The sequence below is a fragment of the Celeribacter arenosi genome, assembly GCF_039539485.1.
Taxonomy (GTDB): domain Bacteria; phylum Pseudomonadota; class Alphaproteobacteria; order Rhodobacterales; family Rhodobacteraceae; genus Celeribacter; species Celeribacter arenosi.
In genome coordinates this window covers 754013-766349 of record NZ_BAABDF010000007.1, presented here as the reverse complement: position 1 = coordinate 766349, position 12337 = coordinate 754013, and the positions used below count along the sequence as shown (strand labels likewise).

The 12337-nt window shown below is 59.5% G+C and carries 13 protein-coding genes; 3 read left to right on the top strand and 10 right to left on the bottom strand.

The annotated features are described in order from the left end of the window. Positions 1-180: 180 nt before the first annotated feature. From ABD815_RS11415 to ABD815_RS11370, 10 genes are all read right to left on the bottom strand, one after another. A complete protein-coding gene (locus ABD815_RS11415) occupies positions 181-630 on the bottom strand; it encodes a cytochrome c-type biogenesis protein (protein ID WP_344847244.1) in 450 nt (149 codons plus the stop codon). Beyond that, entirely contained in the window at positions 627-2597 is a 1971-nt protein-coding gene (locus tag ABD815_RS11410) for a heme lyase CcmF/NrfE family subunit (protein ID WP_344847242.1), read from the bottom strand. Before ABD815_RS11410 ends, ABD815_RS11415 begins: the two co-directional genes overlap by 4 nt. 153 nt (positions 2598-2750) lie before the next feature. Then, positions 2751-3173, bottom strand: coding sequence for a hypothetical protein (locus ABD815_RS11405; protein WP_344847240.1), 423 nt, complete (start codon positions 3171-3173; stop codon positions 2751-2753). A 133-nt stretch (positions 3174-3306) separates the two neighbouring features. Further along, positions 3307-3489 (bottom strand): hypothetical protein, encoded by a 183-nt coding sequence (locus ABD815_RS11400; protein WP_344847238.1) that lies wholly within the window; start codon positions 3487-3489, stop codon positions 3307-3309. After that, a complete protein-coding gene (locus ABD815_RS11395; protein ID WP_344847237.1) occupies positions 3482-4045 on the bottom strand; it encodes a holin family protein in 564 nt (187 codons plus the stop codon). Before ABD815_RS11395 ends, ABD815_RS11400 begins: the two co-directional genes overlap by 8 nt. Then, positions 4036-4647 carry a holin-associated N-acetylmuramidase gene (locus ABD815_RS11390; RefSeq protein WP_344847235.1) on the bottom strand — a complete coding sequence of 204 codons (612 nt, stop codon included), beginning with the start codon at positions 4645-4647 and terminating at the stop codon, positions 4036-4038. The genes ABD815_RS11395 and ABD815_RS11390 overlap by 10 nt, the downstream gene beginning before the upstream one ends. Before the next feature lie 143 nt (positions 4648-4790). After that, positions 4791-5243: a cytochrome c maturation protein CcmE gene (gene ccmE / locus ABD815_RS11385; RefSeq protein WP_344847234.1), complete on the bottom strand. Its 453-nt coding sequence runs from the start codon at positions 5241-5243 to the stop codon at positions 4791-4793. A gap of 12 nt (positions 5244-5255) precedes the next feature. Then, positions 5256-6284 (bottom strand): N-acetyl-gamma-glutamyl-phosphate reductase, encoded by a 1029-nt coding sequence (gene argC, locus ABD815_RS11380; protein ID WP_344847232.1) that lies wholly within the window; start codon positions 6282-6284, stop codon positions 5256-5258. Positions 6285-6370: 86 nt separating this feature from the next. Then, complete coding sequence (gene murI / locus ABD815_RS11375) at positions 6371-7183, bottom strand: glutamate racemase (protein ID WP_344847231.1); 813 nt, start codon at positions 7181-7183, stop codon at positions 6371-6373. Between the two features lies 1 nt (position 7184). Then, positions 7185-8135: a lysophospholipid acyltransferase family protein gene (locus ABD815_RS11370; RefSeq protein ID WP_344847229.1), complete on the bottom strand. Its 951-nt coding sequence runs from the start codon at positions 8133-8135 to the stop codon at positions 7185-7187. 229 nt (positions 8136-8364) lie between these two features. Here ABD815_RS11370 and ABD815_RS11365 point away from each other — a divergent pair, with 229 nt between their 5' ends. The 3 genes from ABD815_RS11365 (at position 8365) to ABD815_RS11355 (ending at position 12330) form a co-directional block, all read left to right on the top strand. Next, the gene (locus ABD815_RS11365; RefSeq protein WP_344847228.1) at positions 8365-9276 is read left to right on the top strand and encodes a LysR family transcriptional regulator; all 912 of its coding nucleotides are present in this window, start codon (positions 8365-8367) and stop codon (positions 9274-9276) included. Between the two features lie 375 nt (positions 9277-9651). Next, a complete protein-coding gene (purL, locus tag ABD815_RS11360; RefSeq protein ID WP_344847227.1) occupies positions 9652-11811 on the top strand; it encodes a phosphoribosylformylglycinamidine synthase subunit PurL in 2160 nt (719 codons plus the stop codon). A gap of 21 nt (positions 11812-11832) precedes the next feature. After that, positions 11833-12330 (top strand): hypothetical protein, encoded by a 498-nt coding sequence (locus ABD815_RS11355; RefSeq protein WP_344847226.1) that lies wholly within the window; start codon positions 11833-11835, stop codon positions 12328-12330. Positions 12331-12337: the final 7 nt, after the last annotated feature.

The following is a 12337-nucleotide window of genomic DNA, read 5'->3' as shown; positions in this document are numbered from 1 at the left end:
CGTTGATCGCGTCCGTCGGGTCGTGCGGGAGCTGCCATTGCCGCGCGGGACGCGCGAAGTGCCGATTGGCGGTGGAAATGGCAGGTTCAGCGGACCCTTTTGGGGCGGCAGCGACTCGGTTTTCTGCGGACCGTGGCCAAGAGATAGCCCCCCCGGGCGCGCAAAATCAACCCGCGTGCGTCAATCGTCGAGAATATCGGACAGGCGTGCGCGCTCTTCGTCACTGAGTGCCGTGGTCTCGGGCGCGCTTTCGCGGCGGCGCACAAAGGCGAAACCGATGCCAAGCGCGGCGAGCAACATGGCCGGACCCGCGATCCAGAGCAGTTTGTTCGCACCCGTCGCGGTCGGTTTCAGGAGCACATATTCCCCATAGCGATCAACGATGTAGTCCACCGCCTGCGTATCGCTGTCCCCCGCGAGCAGACGTTCACGCACCAAAAGGCGCAGATCGCGGGCCAGCGTGGCGTTGGATTCGTCGATGTTTTCGTTGCGACAGACGAGGCACCGCAGGCCCTCGGATATGTCGCGCGCGCGCGCCTCCATGGCCGGATCGGCGAGAACCTCATCGGGTTGAACCGCATAGAGCGGGGTCGCAATCAGCATCGCGAGAGCAAGGACGAAGGGCTTCATTCCGCTGGCACTCCCTGAACCCTTGTCGCCACTTTGCGAGCACCACCCGCGACGCGGTAGCGGCGGTCCGACAGCGACAGAAATCCACCGAGTGCCATGATGATCGAGCCGCCCCATATCCAGTTGGCGAGCGGTTTGATGTAGGTGCGCACGGCCCAACCGCCGTCTGCCTGCGCATCCCCGATGACGAGATAGACGTCGCGCAGGAACCCGTTGTCGATGCCCGCCTCTGTCGTGGGCACCTGCGCCACAGGATAGGAGCGTTTTTCGGGATGGAGGGTGGCAACCTTTCTGGCGTTTTCGAACACGGACAGAGTGGCCATGGTTGAAAAATAGTTGGGACCTTGGACGCGTTCGACATTGTCGAGCGCGATTGTGTAGCCGGCGACCTCAAAGGTTTCACCGACCTGCACGACGCGGATGTCTTCGACCGTCCACGCCGTCAATCCGGCGATACCTGCCATTGTGATGCCAAGTCCGCCGTGTGCGAAGAGGCGTCCCCAATCGGCGCGCGGCAACCTTGTCAGGCGTGAAAAATCGCGCTTGCGTCCGAGTTTTTGCAAGATGTCCTGAATGGCGCCGCCCACGAGCCACGCCCCGAGCGCAAGCCCGACGGGACCGAGCAGGGTGCGCTCTGTCTGGATCGTCCAGATGAGCCCGAAAACGGCCAGTGCAAACACGGCCGCCGGCCACAGTTTGCGCATCGTCGGCGCGAGGCGCGCGCGCTTCCATGGCAGCATGGCGCCAACCGGGAGGACCAGCGCCAGAACCACGAAGAACGGCGTAAAGGCTGCGTCAAAGAACGGCGCGCCGACCGAGAGTTTGCGGTCCCAGAAAGCTTCGGCCACGAGGGGCCAGATGGTGCCGATAAAGACGACCAGGGCCGCCACCGCGAGCAGGATGTTGTTGATGACCAACGCGCTTTCGCGGCTGACCAGAGAGAAGACCCCTTTTGCCGTCATGGAGGCCGCGCGCAGCGTGAAGAGCATCAGCGCCCCACCCATGAAAACCGCAAGAATGATGAGAATGAACACGCCGCGTTCAGGGTCGTTTGCGAAGGCGTGCACGGATGTGATGACGCCGGAGCGCACAAGGAATGTCCCGATGAGCGAGAATCCAAAGGCGAGAATGGCCAGCAGAATGGTCCAGGACTTCAGGCTTTCACGCTTTTCGACAACGATCGCAGAGTGCAGCAGCGCAGCCGCAAAGAGCCACGGCATGAAGGATGCGTTTTCGACCGGATCCCAGAACCAGAAGCCGCCCCAACCGAGTTCGTAGTAGGCCCACCATGACCCCAGTCCGATTCCGATCGTGAGAAAGACCCAAGCCGCGAGTGTCCATGGGCGCACCCACCGCCCCCATGCCGCATCAACACGCCCCTCCAGAAGGGCCGCAACCGCAAAGGAAAAGGTCATAGAGAGGCCGACGTAGCCGAGGTAGAGGAACGGCGGGTGAAAGGCGAGACCGGGATCCTGAAGCAGAGGATTGAGGTCATCCCCGTTCAATGGGGCAAGTTCAAGCCGCCAGAACGGGTTCGAGGTAAAGAGGATAAAGGCCAGAAAAGCCACGGAAATCGAGGCTTGGACACCCAAAACACGGGCGCGCAAAGTGGCGGGAAGGTTAGAACCATAGAGGGCGGCGGCCGCACCAAAAAGCGCAAGGATCAGCACCCAGAGCAACATCGAGCCCTCGTGGTTCCCCCAGACTCCAGAGACTTTGTACAGCATCGGTTTGAGCGTGTGGGAGTTCTCGACGACAAGTTTCAGCGAGAAGTCGGAGGTCACGAAGGCGTAGGTCAGCGCGCCAAAGGAAAACGCAATAAGCGCGAGTTGCACCAGCGCTGCAGGTTCTGCCACTGCCATGAAGGCGCGGCGATGCATATGGGCACCCCAGAGCGGCAGAACTGTCTGCACGATGGCGACCAGAAACGACATGACGAGCGCGAAATGACCCAGTTCGACGAGCATGGATGCCCTCCCTTGTTGGGGGAGTTCTACCGCGCCTAACGCCCCTCGCCAATGGGATGCGCCGCGATGTCGCAAAGAAATGAAGAGGGAAACACAAATGAAAGGGGCCCGCGAGAGGCCCCTTTCCGTCGCTTCCCACCACCCCTCACCGGCCTAGACCAGTAAAAGGACCCCAAGTGACATTGCGAAAGCACCCACCACCGGCACGATGAAAGCCCACCCCCGCAGACCAAACGTGCCTTGAATAACAGAAAAATGGATGACCGCGCCCGCCATCAGCAAAGACAGGCTAAACAGCAAAACGACCGCGCCGCTGATCCTTCCGGCGTCCTGGACGATGTTCAGGATCCACCACCACCCCAGTGTGAAACCCGTTCCTGCCCAGGACAGCGACATCCCGAGCGCCAGTGGCGTCGCACGGGCGTGCCAGAGCCATGCAAAGGTGCCCGCGATCAACAAAGCCATCAGCGCAATCGCACCAAAGACAATGACAACCACTGTGTGCGGGCCAAAAACCTGCGCGCAGGTTAGCGCGACCGAGACGATCATCGCGTAGAGAAGAGCGACCTGTTTCATTGTTCCAACAACTCCTTTACCGCGGCGTCGAGTGCATCCGCTGCGCGCCGATTGCGCTCTATTGCCGTCCTTAGGCGCCCACCGGGCCAACATGCCCGCAACACGCATCTCACTATTTGAACCAACCTGCGCATCATGCCTGCCCTCTGGGGAGACGTTCGCGGATCATCGTGGTCATCTCGATGAGAACTTGCGTGTTCTTGTCGAGAACGACACGCGTTGCCGCGTCCTTTTGCAGATCGCGATAGAGCAGGAAGAACACCATCATGACCCACGGCCCATGCTCTGAAATCGCGCGTATCAAGGCATCATTCATCACGCGCCCCCTGCCAATCCGCGAGGGCCGGGTTGTCGGACGCGCCGAGCTCTTCATGCTCGTAGACCGGTCCGATACCGTCTGCGTCCGCCCGTAGCGCACGCAACGCCTCTATATTGGCGGCAACTACCGGCGCCTGCGCCGCCGTTGCCGCGATAGAGCGTTGAAAATCCTGCCCTTTCGCCTGATAGCGCGCCCCGAAGTAAAAGGAGACAATCGCACCCATCAGCCACCACAGCGGTTCAGGGACCAAAGAAATGCCCTGCATGCGGCTTGCGAACCAAACCGGATCTGTCATCGCGGAGACACAGAGCCCGATGGTCCCGAACGCCATCAATGGGCGCGGCACGCGGTTCAACCCATCCATGAACCGATCGAATCCGCCTTTTCGTGCCACCGCGAACTCACGCGCGAATTGGTCGAGCGCAGCCCCGCGCACATCCATTTCCCGCGCCGACGCGTTTTCGCGGTTTTCCATGAATACTTCTGCCGTCTCACGCACCACGTTTCGCCCGTTTGCGAACAAAAGCCCCAACAATCCATCAACTACCCCCATACCGACACACGAGCGCGGTGCTCGGCCTCCGACAGGTGATAGCGCTTGGAAATGAAGTCCTCTGCGCGCTTGATCCAACCACCTTTCTTGCCGTCTTTTGTGCGCGCGTATTTACGCGACGTCGGGCGGCGGTCAGCCAGCTTGTAGTAGTAGTTGCGGCGCGCGATGCCATAGGCGTCCGCCAAATGGTCAGGCGCCAAAGACTGTGCGATATGCGCCGCCTCAATCGTGTTGGGGCCGATTTTTCCGTCGACCGCAACCTGTTGGCCCATATCAACGAGAAGCCGTTGAAGAATGCGTACGGCATTGCTACCGGAATTGACGTACATGTCGAAAACACTGGCCTGAATAACCGGCGGCAATTCGTCGATGCGCGGCCTGTGGAAGTAGTGTTCGACAAAGATGTCCCGCGCCTGAGCGCGTGTCAGTTTTTGCACATCACGGGCCGTCGTGCGCCCGTCATGATCGAGGTCCAGCCCCAGCCTTTGTAGCGTGCCCAATGTCACGCCGTATTTTGTCGCCCCGCCCGGATCGTCGGGATCATTCACATATCCACCCTCTCGGGCGATGATCGCGTCTGCGATGTCTTGTACTGATTTCATTTGCCTCAAACCCACCATTGCTTGATGGTCTAAGGCTCCCTGAAAAAGGTTAACGCAGGCGGACTTAAGCGTTCGCGCAAAGCAGGAACGGTCATGGATTGCGCGCATGCATTGGGCGCAACACGTTATGAGTAGTTGGGTTTTTAGCTATCCGGCGCCTGATAGACACCCTGCTCCTTGAGCGCGTCCACGACCTCTTTGGGCATGTAGCTTTCGTCGTGCTTGGCGAGAATTTCGGTGGCGATGAAAACGCCATCCACGAGAGATCCCGTGCCGACCATGCCCTGATTCTCGCCAAAGAGGTCGGGCAGGACGCCTTCATAATGAACGGGCACGGATTCGGCGCCATCCGTAACAGCAAAGGTCACGTTGGTCCCCTCCCCGCGCACGAGCGATCCGTCCTCGACCAACCCGCCGATGCGAAATACCTCGCCCGCGCGGGGCGGATCGGCTGCGATCTGTGCGGGTGAGCGGAACAGGTTGATTCCATCGCGCATGGCAAAACCGATCAGCCCCGTCGACAGAGCCAAGGCGATTGCCGCAAACACAACCACTTGGATGCGTCGGGTCTTTTTAAGGTTCTTGAGGCCTGCCATGTGTCAAAACTCCTACGGATAGACCGGCGCGGACATCAATCCGGCCGTCTCTTCGATGCCGAGCATCAGGTTCGCATTCTGGATTGCCTGACCCGACGACCCTTTGGTCAGATTGTCGAGCGTGGCGATCACAATAGAGCGGCCTTCGATCCGGTCGGCGACCACCCCGATGTGACAGAAATTCGACGCGCGCACGTGCTTCATCGCCGGGGCCTGACCGATTGGCAGGACCTTGATGAAGGGTTCGTTGAGATAGGCATCGGCCAATGCGTAGTGAATGGCGCTGGCCTCCCCGTCGACATATGCGGTGGCCAGAATGCCCCGCGTGGCCGGAATGAGGTGCGGTGTGAACTGAATTTTCACAGGCCGCCCAGCGAGTTTTGAAAACTCCTGATCAAACTCGCCCAGATGCCGGTGCTTGCCGCCCAGAGAATATCCAAAAGCGTTATCTTCCAACTCACCGTAAAGCAGATGTTCCTTGAGCGAACGCCCAGCACCGGACACGGCGACCTTCAGATCGAGCACGATCCGGTCGAGATCAATCACACCCGCCGCAATGAGCGGGCGCAGGATGAATTGTCCCGTCGCCGCGTTACAGCCGGTGCCCGCTACCAAACGCGCGGCTTTGATGTCGTCGCGGTAGAATTCGGTCAGGCCATAGACTGCTGTCGGTTGGATATCGACGGCACTATGGGGCTGACCGTACCATTTCTCGTATTCGGCCGGATCGCGCAGACGGAAATCTGCGGAGAGATCGACGACTTTAAGCGTGCTCGGAAGATCTTTGATCACCGCCTGAGACGTGGCGTGCGGCAAGGCGCAGAACGCCAGATCGATGTCGGAAAAATCGACATCCTCGATCCGTGTGAGCGCGGGAAGATCCATGTGGCGCAGGTGCGGATAAACATCATCCATCGCAAGGCCTGCTTTGCGTTCGCCGGTCAGGGCGGCGATTTCCATAGACGGATGGCCCGCGAGAAGACGGACGAGTTCGGCACCGGTATAGCCGGATGCGCCCAAAATGGCGATTTTATAGGTCATACTAAGGTCTTTCCTGCCGCGTCCGGATCAAATCAGACGCCAAACTAAAGGGAAGTCGCGCGCACCGCAATTGCGGCAAAACGCGCTCACGCTTTGATGAAGTCGACTTTTCGTCGCAGAAACTGTGTCGCGCCACGGCTGACCTTTGCCGGATCGCCCGTAGTGAGGAACATGGCGTCCTGCCCAGAACCGACCATTTGGGGGTGGCGGGCCAGATAATCGGCAAGGCTCGCCGCGACCAGATCGGCCTGGCTGAAGACTTTCACATCGGGTCCCAAGGCATCCTGAAACACATCCGCCATGATCGGGTAATGGGTGCACCCCAGAACCGCGGCGTCAGGCATCGGCATTTTGCGTTTGAGCGCATCAACGTGGGAGCGCACGAGAGCATCGGCGAGGATCATATCGCCGTCTTCGATGGCATCAACGACACCACCGCAGGCCTGAGCCTCCACATCCACACCAATGGCGCGAAACGCCAACTCGCGCTGGAAGGCACGCGAGGCAACTGTCGCCGGCGTTGCGAAGAGAGCGACATGTTTGACCGACACCTCACGCGGCGGCGAGTTGTCGCCCCAATGCCGTTCGGTCAGCGACTCGATCAGAGGCACAAAGACACCCAGCACCCGTTTGTCGCGCGGCACCCAGCTTTCCTGCATCCGCCGCAGAGCTGCCGCGGAGGCTGTGTTGCACGCCAGGATCACGAGATCACATCCCGCATCCCATAGCCGCTCGACGGCGGCGGTGGTCAATTCGTAGACGTCGTTGGCGTCGCGCACACCGTAGGGTGCGTGCGCGTTGTCGCCAAAGTAGACGAAAGGAACGTCGGGAAGCTGTTTGCTCACCGCGTCAAAAACGGTCAACCCGCCCAATCCGCTATCGAAAATGCCAACGGCCATTTCAGTATCGGTCCTTCCGACCTTTTCGGGGGCTCCCCCCGTGTTTTTCCTCGAACTCGAACCCGAGACCGAGCTCGTCAATCGGCGTCGGAGACAGTGCATACGTCTCGCGGCGCAAAAAATCCATCATCTTCTTGGGATCACCCTTATGCGCATCCAATTTCTCGCGCGGGATCGGTTCTCCCACCACGACACGCACTGGTGCGCCGATGTGGCGTTTGAACTCACGGATCAACAGACCCATCCGCAACGTGGTATGGAGGTGGCTGGCGAGTTGGAACAGCCGCGAGTTCGCGCCGTCAAAGTAAACCGGGACCACCGTTGCGTTGGATTTCGCAACCATCTTGGCGGTGAACGCCCGCCAACCCGGATCGAGCGCACGCCCCATCGGACGCGCCGCCGTAGACACCGTGCCACCGGGAAAAATGCCGATGCAGCCCCCTTCGGCGAGGTATTGAAGAGCAGCTTTGCGGGTCGCGAGGTTGAGCGCGACAGCTTCTTTTGTCTCTTCAAACGACACAGGCAAAATGACGCGGTCCAGATCCTCGGCCCGTTTGAACACCTTATGCGCCAATATCCGGAAGTCGCCGCGCGTGATCGACAGGATATTGCCCAGCATCAGCCCGTCCAGAATGCCGTAGGGATGGTTGGCCACGACAATAAGTGGCCCCTCACGCGGAATATTGGCCAGATCGCCCCCCGCCACTTCGAGCTGTAGATGATAGCGTTCGACCATCACCTGCCAGAAATCGCGCCCTTCGGCCACTTCCTGATCATATCCGGCGGCTTTACGGATGAGCCCGAGGCGACCAGTGACATTCTCCATCAACCGGATGAGCGTGCGACCGGTGCGCGTCTCAGCCGAACTTGCATAGGTAATGTCACGCGCCACCTGTCGTGGCGACGCAATCGGACTGGACTTGGGGTCGCTGGTGCCGCTCGACTGGATCATTCGGGCTCCTCTCGCCTCTTATATAATGTGCAACCGGATCACGCTCCAGTGTAGCCTCATTTTTCATCTAAATGGCTCAGGAGCCTGAAACAAAAGAAAAACCTCGTCCAGATTATGCTTTCTTCGTTTCTTCCTGACCAAAAGGAATCTATGTCCCGAAACAAAAGAAATTCGCCATGTGCCCTTTGGCATCATAGTGTAGCGAAGATTGACGATGCGGGAGGATGCGATGGACTGGGACAAACTCCGGATTTTTCATGCTGTAGCGGACGCGGGCTCTTTGACGCACGCGGGCGATACTTTGCACCTGTCCCAATCTGCGGTGTCGCGCCAAATTCGTGCGCTTGAGGAATCGCTCGGGACCACTCTGTTCCACCGGCATGCGCGTGGTTTGATCCTGACCGAACAGGGCGAACTTCTGTTTGACGCGACGCGCGCGATGAACAAACGGCTCGACGCGGCGGCGGCCCGCATTCGCGACAGCGAAGAAGAAGTATACGGTGAACTCCGTGTCACAACGGCGACAGGTTTCGGCACGCTCTGGCTCGCCCCGCGACTGGAAAAGCTATACGACAAATACCCCGAGCTAAAGATTGACCTGATGCTAGAAGAGCGGGTGCTTGACCTTCCGATGCGCGAAGCCGATGTGGCAATCCGCATGAAGGAGCCATCGCAGGCCGACCTGATCCGCAAGCGACTCATGAACATCCGCATGCGCCTGTTTGCGACGCCCGAGTATCTCAATAAATTTGGCGAACCGCAGAGACTGGAAGATCTGAGCACGCACCGCCTGATCTGTCAGAACCCGAACGCGCCGCAGGTTTCAGCGGGCGCAAAGCTGATCGAGACGCTCAACGATTATGATATCCGCTCGAAACTCTACGTGAACAACTACTTCGGCGTGCTTCAGGCCGTGTTGAACCATCTCGGGATTGGCGTCTTGCCCGACTATCTGACCGAAAGCTCATCGTCGCTGGTCCGCGTTCTGCCAGAGATCGAAAGCGGCGAAGTGCCAGTCTTCCTCGCCTACCCTGAGGAGCTGCGTCATTCGAAGCGCATTCAGGTATTCCGCGATTTCATCGTGGAAGAGATTTCTGCGCATCGTCGCCAAATGCGCGACGAAGAAGAAGCGAGTCATTGATTGCAAAGGCATTTTTGACGCACACGGCATACGACGGCATACAGTTATGCATTAGACGCATAGCGGCATTGCGCCGCGCTGCGGGGAAACCCCTTGTTTCGTTCGTAAACCGCCCCTAAATGCAGCAATGAAGGCGCTGGTTGAGGAAACTCTTAGCGTTCTTTACCTCCCTGTTGGACTTGGGCCGGGCTCTGCCCGGCCTTTTTTTTGGCCACTTCACGCTCGCCCCTATGCTTTTCCCGATCAATCAGGGCTCTGCAAAGGCGTCTCTTTGTCTCTCAGGATCGTGGCCTGCACCTACCCTCCCTCTTCCCTCTTGGCCCGCCTTGCCATATGAGATCGCGCAACCGTTGCTGCCGCTCGAAGGGAACATCCATGACCGACCCCGCCATCACCGAGGACCTGATTGCTGCCCATGGGCTCAAACCCGAAGAATACGCGCAGGTTTTGCGCATTCTGAACCGTGAACCGACCTTCACGGAACTGGGCATTTTCTCGGCGATGTGGAACGAGCATTGTTCCTACAAATCTTCCAAATTGCACCTGCGTAAGTTGCCGACCACGGGACCACAGGTGATTTGCGGACCCGGCGAAAATGCGGGCGTGGTGGACATCGGCGACGGGCAAGCTGTCGTGTTCAAAATGGAAAGCCACAACCACCCCTCCTACATCGAGCCCTATCAGGGGGCTGCGACCGGCGTGGGCGGCATTCTGCGCGACGTCTTCACCATGGGCGCCCGTCCGATCGCCGCGATGAATTCGCTTTCCTTTGGCATGCCGGATCACCCCAAAACGCGCCAACTCGTACATGGTGTCGTCGAAGGTGTGGGAGGCTACGGTAACTGTTTCGGCGTTCCAACAGTGGGCGGCGAAGTCCGGTTTCACAAATCCTACAATGGCAACTGCCTCGTAAATGCTTTTGCTGCAGGCCTCGCGGATGCGGACAAGATTTTCTATTCGGCTGCGTCCGGCGTCGGCATGCCCGTCGTCTACCTCGGTGCGAAAACCGGGCGTGACGGCGTGGGCGGTGCGACCATGGCATCGGCCGAGTTCGACGACACAATCGAAGAAAAGCGCCCAACCGTTCAGGTTGGTGACCCGTTCACTGAAAAGTGCCTGATGGAGGCCACACTGGAACTCATGGCGACCGGTGCTGTGATTTCCATTCAGGATATGGGGGCCGCTGGCCTCACCTGCTCTGCGGTTGAAATGGGCGATAAAGGTAAGCTCGGTATCCGCCTCGACCTCGAAAACGTGCCCCAGCGTGAAGAAAACATGACCGCCTACGAGATGATGCTCTCGGAGTCCCAAGAGCGCATGCTCATGGTGCTGAAACCTGAAAAAGAAGCGCAAGCGCGCGCTGTGTTCGAAAAATGGGACCTCGATTTCGCCATCGTGGGCGAAACCATTTCCGAGGACCGCTTTCTCATCATGCACAACGGCACCTGCATGGCGGATTTACCGCTCTCGACGCTTGCCTCTTCGGCGCCGGAATATGACCGCCCGTCCATCGATACGCCCGCCGCGGGCGCGATGGAAGATGTGCCCCAGATTGACCCGATTGACGGGTTGAAGGCGCTTGTTTCCTCGCCGAACTACGCGTCCAAGGCATGGGTTTACGAACAGTATGACACACAGGTGATGGCGGATACCGTCCGCGCGCCCGGGCTTGGCGCTGGCGTGATCCGCGTGCACGGGACACCAAAACTGCTCGCCTTTACCTCCGATGTAACGCCGCGCTACGTGAAAGCAAACCCACGCGAAGGCGGCAAGCAGGCCGTTGCCGAAGCCTACCGGAACTTGAGCGCTGTCGGGGCCAAGCCACTGGCAACAACCGACAACCTCAACTTCGGCAACCCCGAAAAGCCGGAAATCATGGGCCAATTCATCGGCGCGCTCGATGGCATCGGTCAGGCATGTATTGCGCTCGACATGCCAATCGTGTCCGGCAACGTGTCCCTTTACAACGAAACCGACGGCCAGGGCATTCTGCCCACGCCGACGATCGGTGCCGTAGGCCTGATCGCATCCGAAGATGGTTTGATCTCGGGCACGGCGGCGGCGGGGGATGTTGCTCTCCTCGTTGGCGAAACAAAGGGTCATCTGGGCCAATCCGCACTGCTCGCCGAGGTATTCAACCGCGAAGATGGCGACGCACCCCATGTGGATCTGCGCGCCGAAAAACTCCACGGTGAATTCATCCGATCCAATGCCGCCCTGATTTCCGCAACAACCGACCTCTCGGACGGCGGGCTCGCGCTTGCGGCTTTCGAAATGGCGGATGCGGCGGGCGTTGGCGTGACGCTTGAATCTGATGCAACACCCGATCTCTTCGGCGAAGATCAGGCGCGCTACCTCATTGCCTGCACTTTTGACGCCGCCGAGGCCTTGATGATCGCGGCCGCTCAGGCGGGTGTGCCGATTTCGACGGTGGGCAAATTCGGTGGCGATAGCGTGAAATTCGGCGCCTCCGAGGCTCCGCTTTGCGAACTATCCGACCTCTATCGCGGGACTTTCGCGGGCGTGTTCAGCTAAGGCTCGGAGCCAGGCAGGCTTATGGCACAAAACCCCGGTGACCTACCTGCGCTCAGTGCCGATTGTTCTCAATGCGCGGCACTTTGTTGCGTCGCGCTCACGCTCGACGCGGGGGACCTGTTTTCATTCGACAAACCCGCCGGCACGCCCTGCGCCAATTTGAAGGGCCATCGCTGTGCGGTTCACGACGAACTGGACGCGATCGGCAATCGCGGGTGCATCCTTTACGACTGCGCGGGCGCGGGCCAACGGGTCACGCAGATGCGTTTTAACGGTGAAAGCTGGCGCGATGATCCCACGCTATTGCCTGCAATGCTGCGCGATTTCGCGGCCCTGAAACCACTGCACGAACGTATGCGCCACCTCGTGGAAGCCGGAGTTCGCGACCTTCCCGCCCCCTTGGAAGAAGAACGCGCTCGTCTTTTGCACGCCACCGCGCGGCGATGGTCCGACACGCCCGCATTGGCATCGTCATTCGACAGTTTTCTCACAGCACTTGCACAGCTCCCGCGCGCCTGACGCCTTG

Bases quoted from the DNA above. Each gene is read 5' to 3' on its own strand.
- ABD815_RS11405 (WP_344847240.1), bottom strand. From the start codon at position 3,173: ATGAAACAGGTCGCTCTTCTCTACGCGATGATCGTCTCGGTCGCGCTA.
- murI (WP_344847231.1), bottom strand. From the start codon at position 7,183: ATGGCCGTTGGCATTTTCGATAGCGGATTGGGCGGGTTGACCGTTTTT.
- purL (WP_344847227.1), top strand. From the start codon at position 9,652: ATGACCGACCCCGCCATCACCGAGGACCTGATTGCTGCCCATGGGCTC.
- ABD815_RS11410 (WP_344847242.1), bottom strand. From the start codon at position 2,597: ATGCTCGTCGAACTGGGTCATTTCGCGCTCGTCATGTCGTTTCTGGTC.
- argC (WP_344847232.1), bottom strand. From the start codon at position 6,284: ATGACCTATAAAATCGCCATTTTGGGCGCATCCGGCTATACCGGTGCC.
- ccmE (WP_344847234.1), bottom strand. From the start codon at position 5,243: ATGGCAGGCCTCAAGAACCTTAAAAAGACCCGACGCATCCAAGTGGTT.
- ABD815_RS11370 (WP_344847229.1), bottom strand. From the start codon at position 8,135: ATGATCCAGTCGAGCGGCACCAGCGACCCCAAGTCCAGTCCGATTGCG.
- ABD815_RS11395 (WP_344847237.1), bottom strand. From the start codon at position 4,045: ATGGGGGTAGTTGATGGATTGTTGGGGCTTTTGTTCGCAAACGGGCGA.
- ABD815_RS11365 (WP_344847228.1), top strand. From the start codon at position 8,365: ATGGACTGGGACAAACTCCGGATTTTTCATGCTGTAGCGGACGCGGGC.
- ABD815_RS11355 (WP_344847226.1), top strand. From the start codon at position 11,833: ATGGCACAAAACCCCGGTGACCTACCTGCGCTCAGTGCCGATTGTTCT.
- ABD815_RS11390 (WP_344847235.1), bottom strand. From the start codon at position 4,647: ATGAAATCAGTACAAGACATCGCAGACGCGATCATCGCCCGAGAGGGT.
- ABD815_RS11400 (WP_344847238.1), bottom strand. From the start codon at position 3,489: ATGAATGATGCCTTGATACGCGCGATTTCAGAGCATGGGCCGTGGGTC.
- ABD815_RS11415 (WP_344847244.1), bottom strand. From the start codon at position 630: ATGAAGCCCTTCGTCCTTGCTCTCGCGATGCTGATTGCGACCCCGCTC.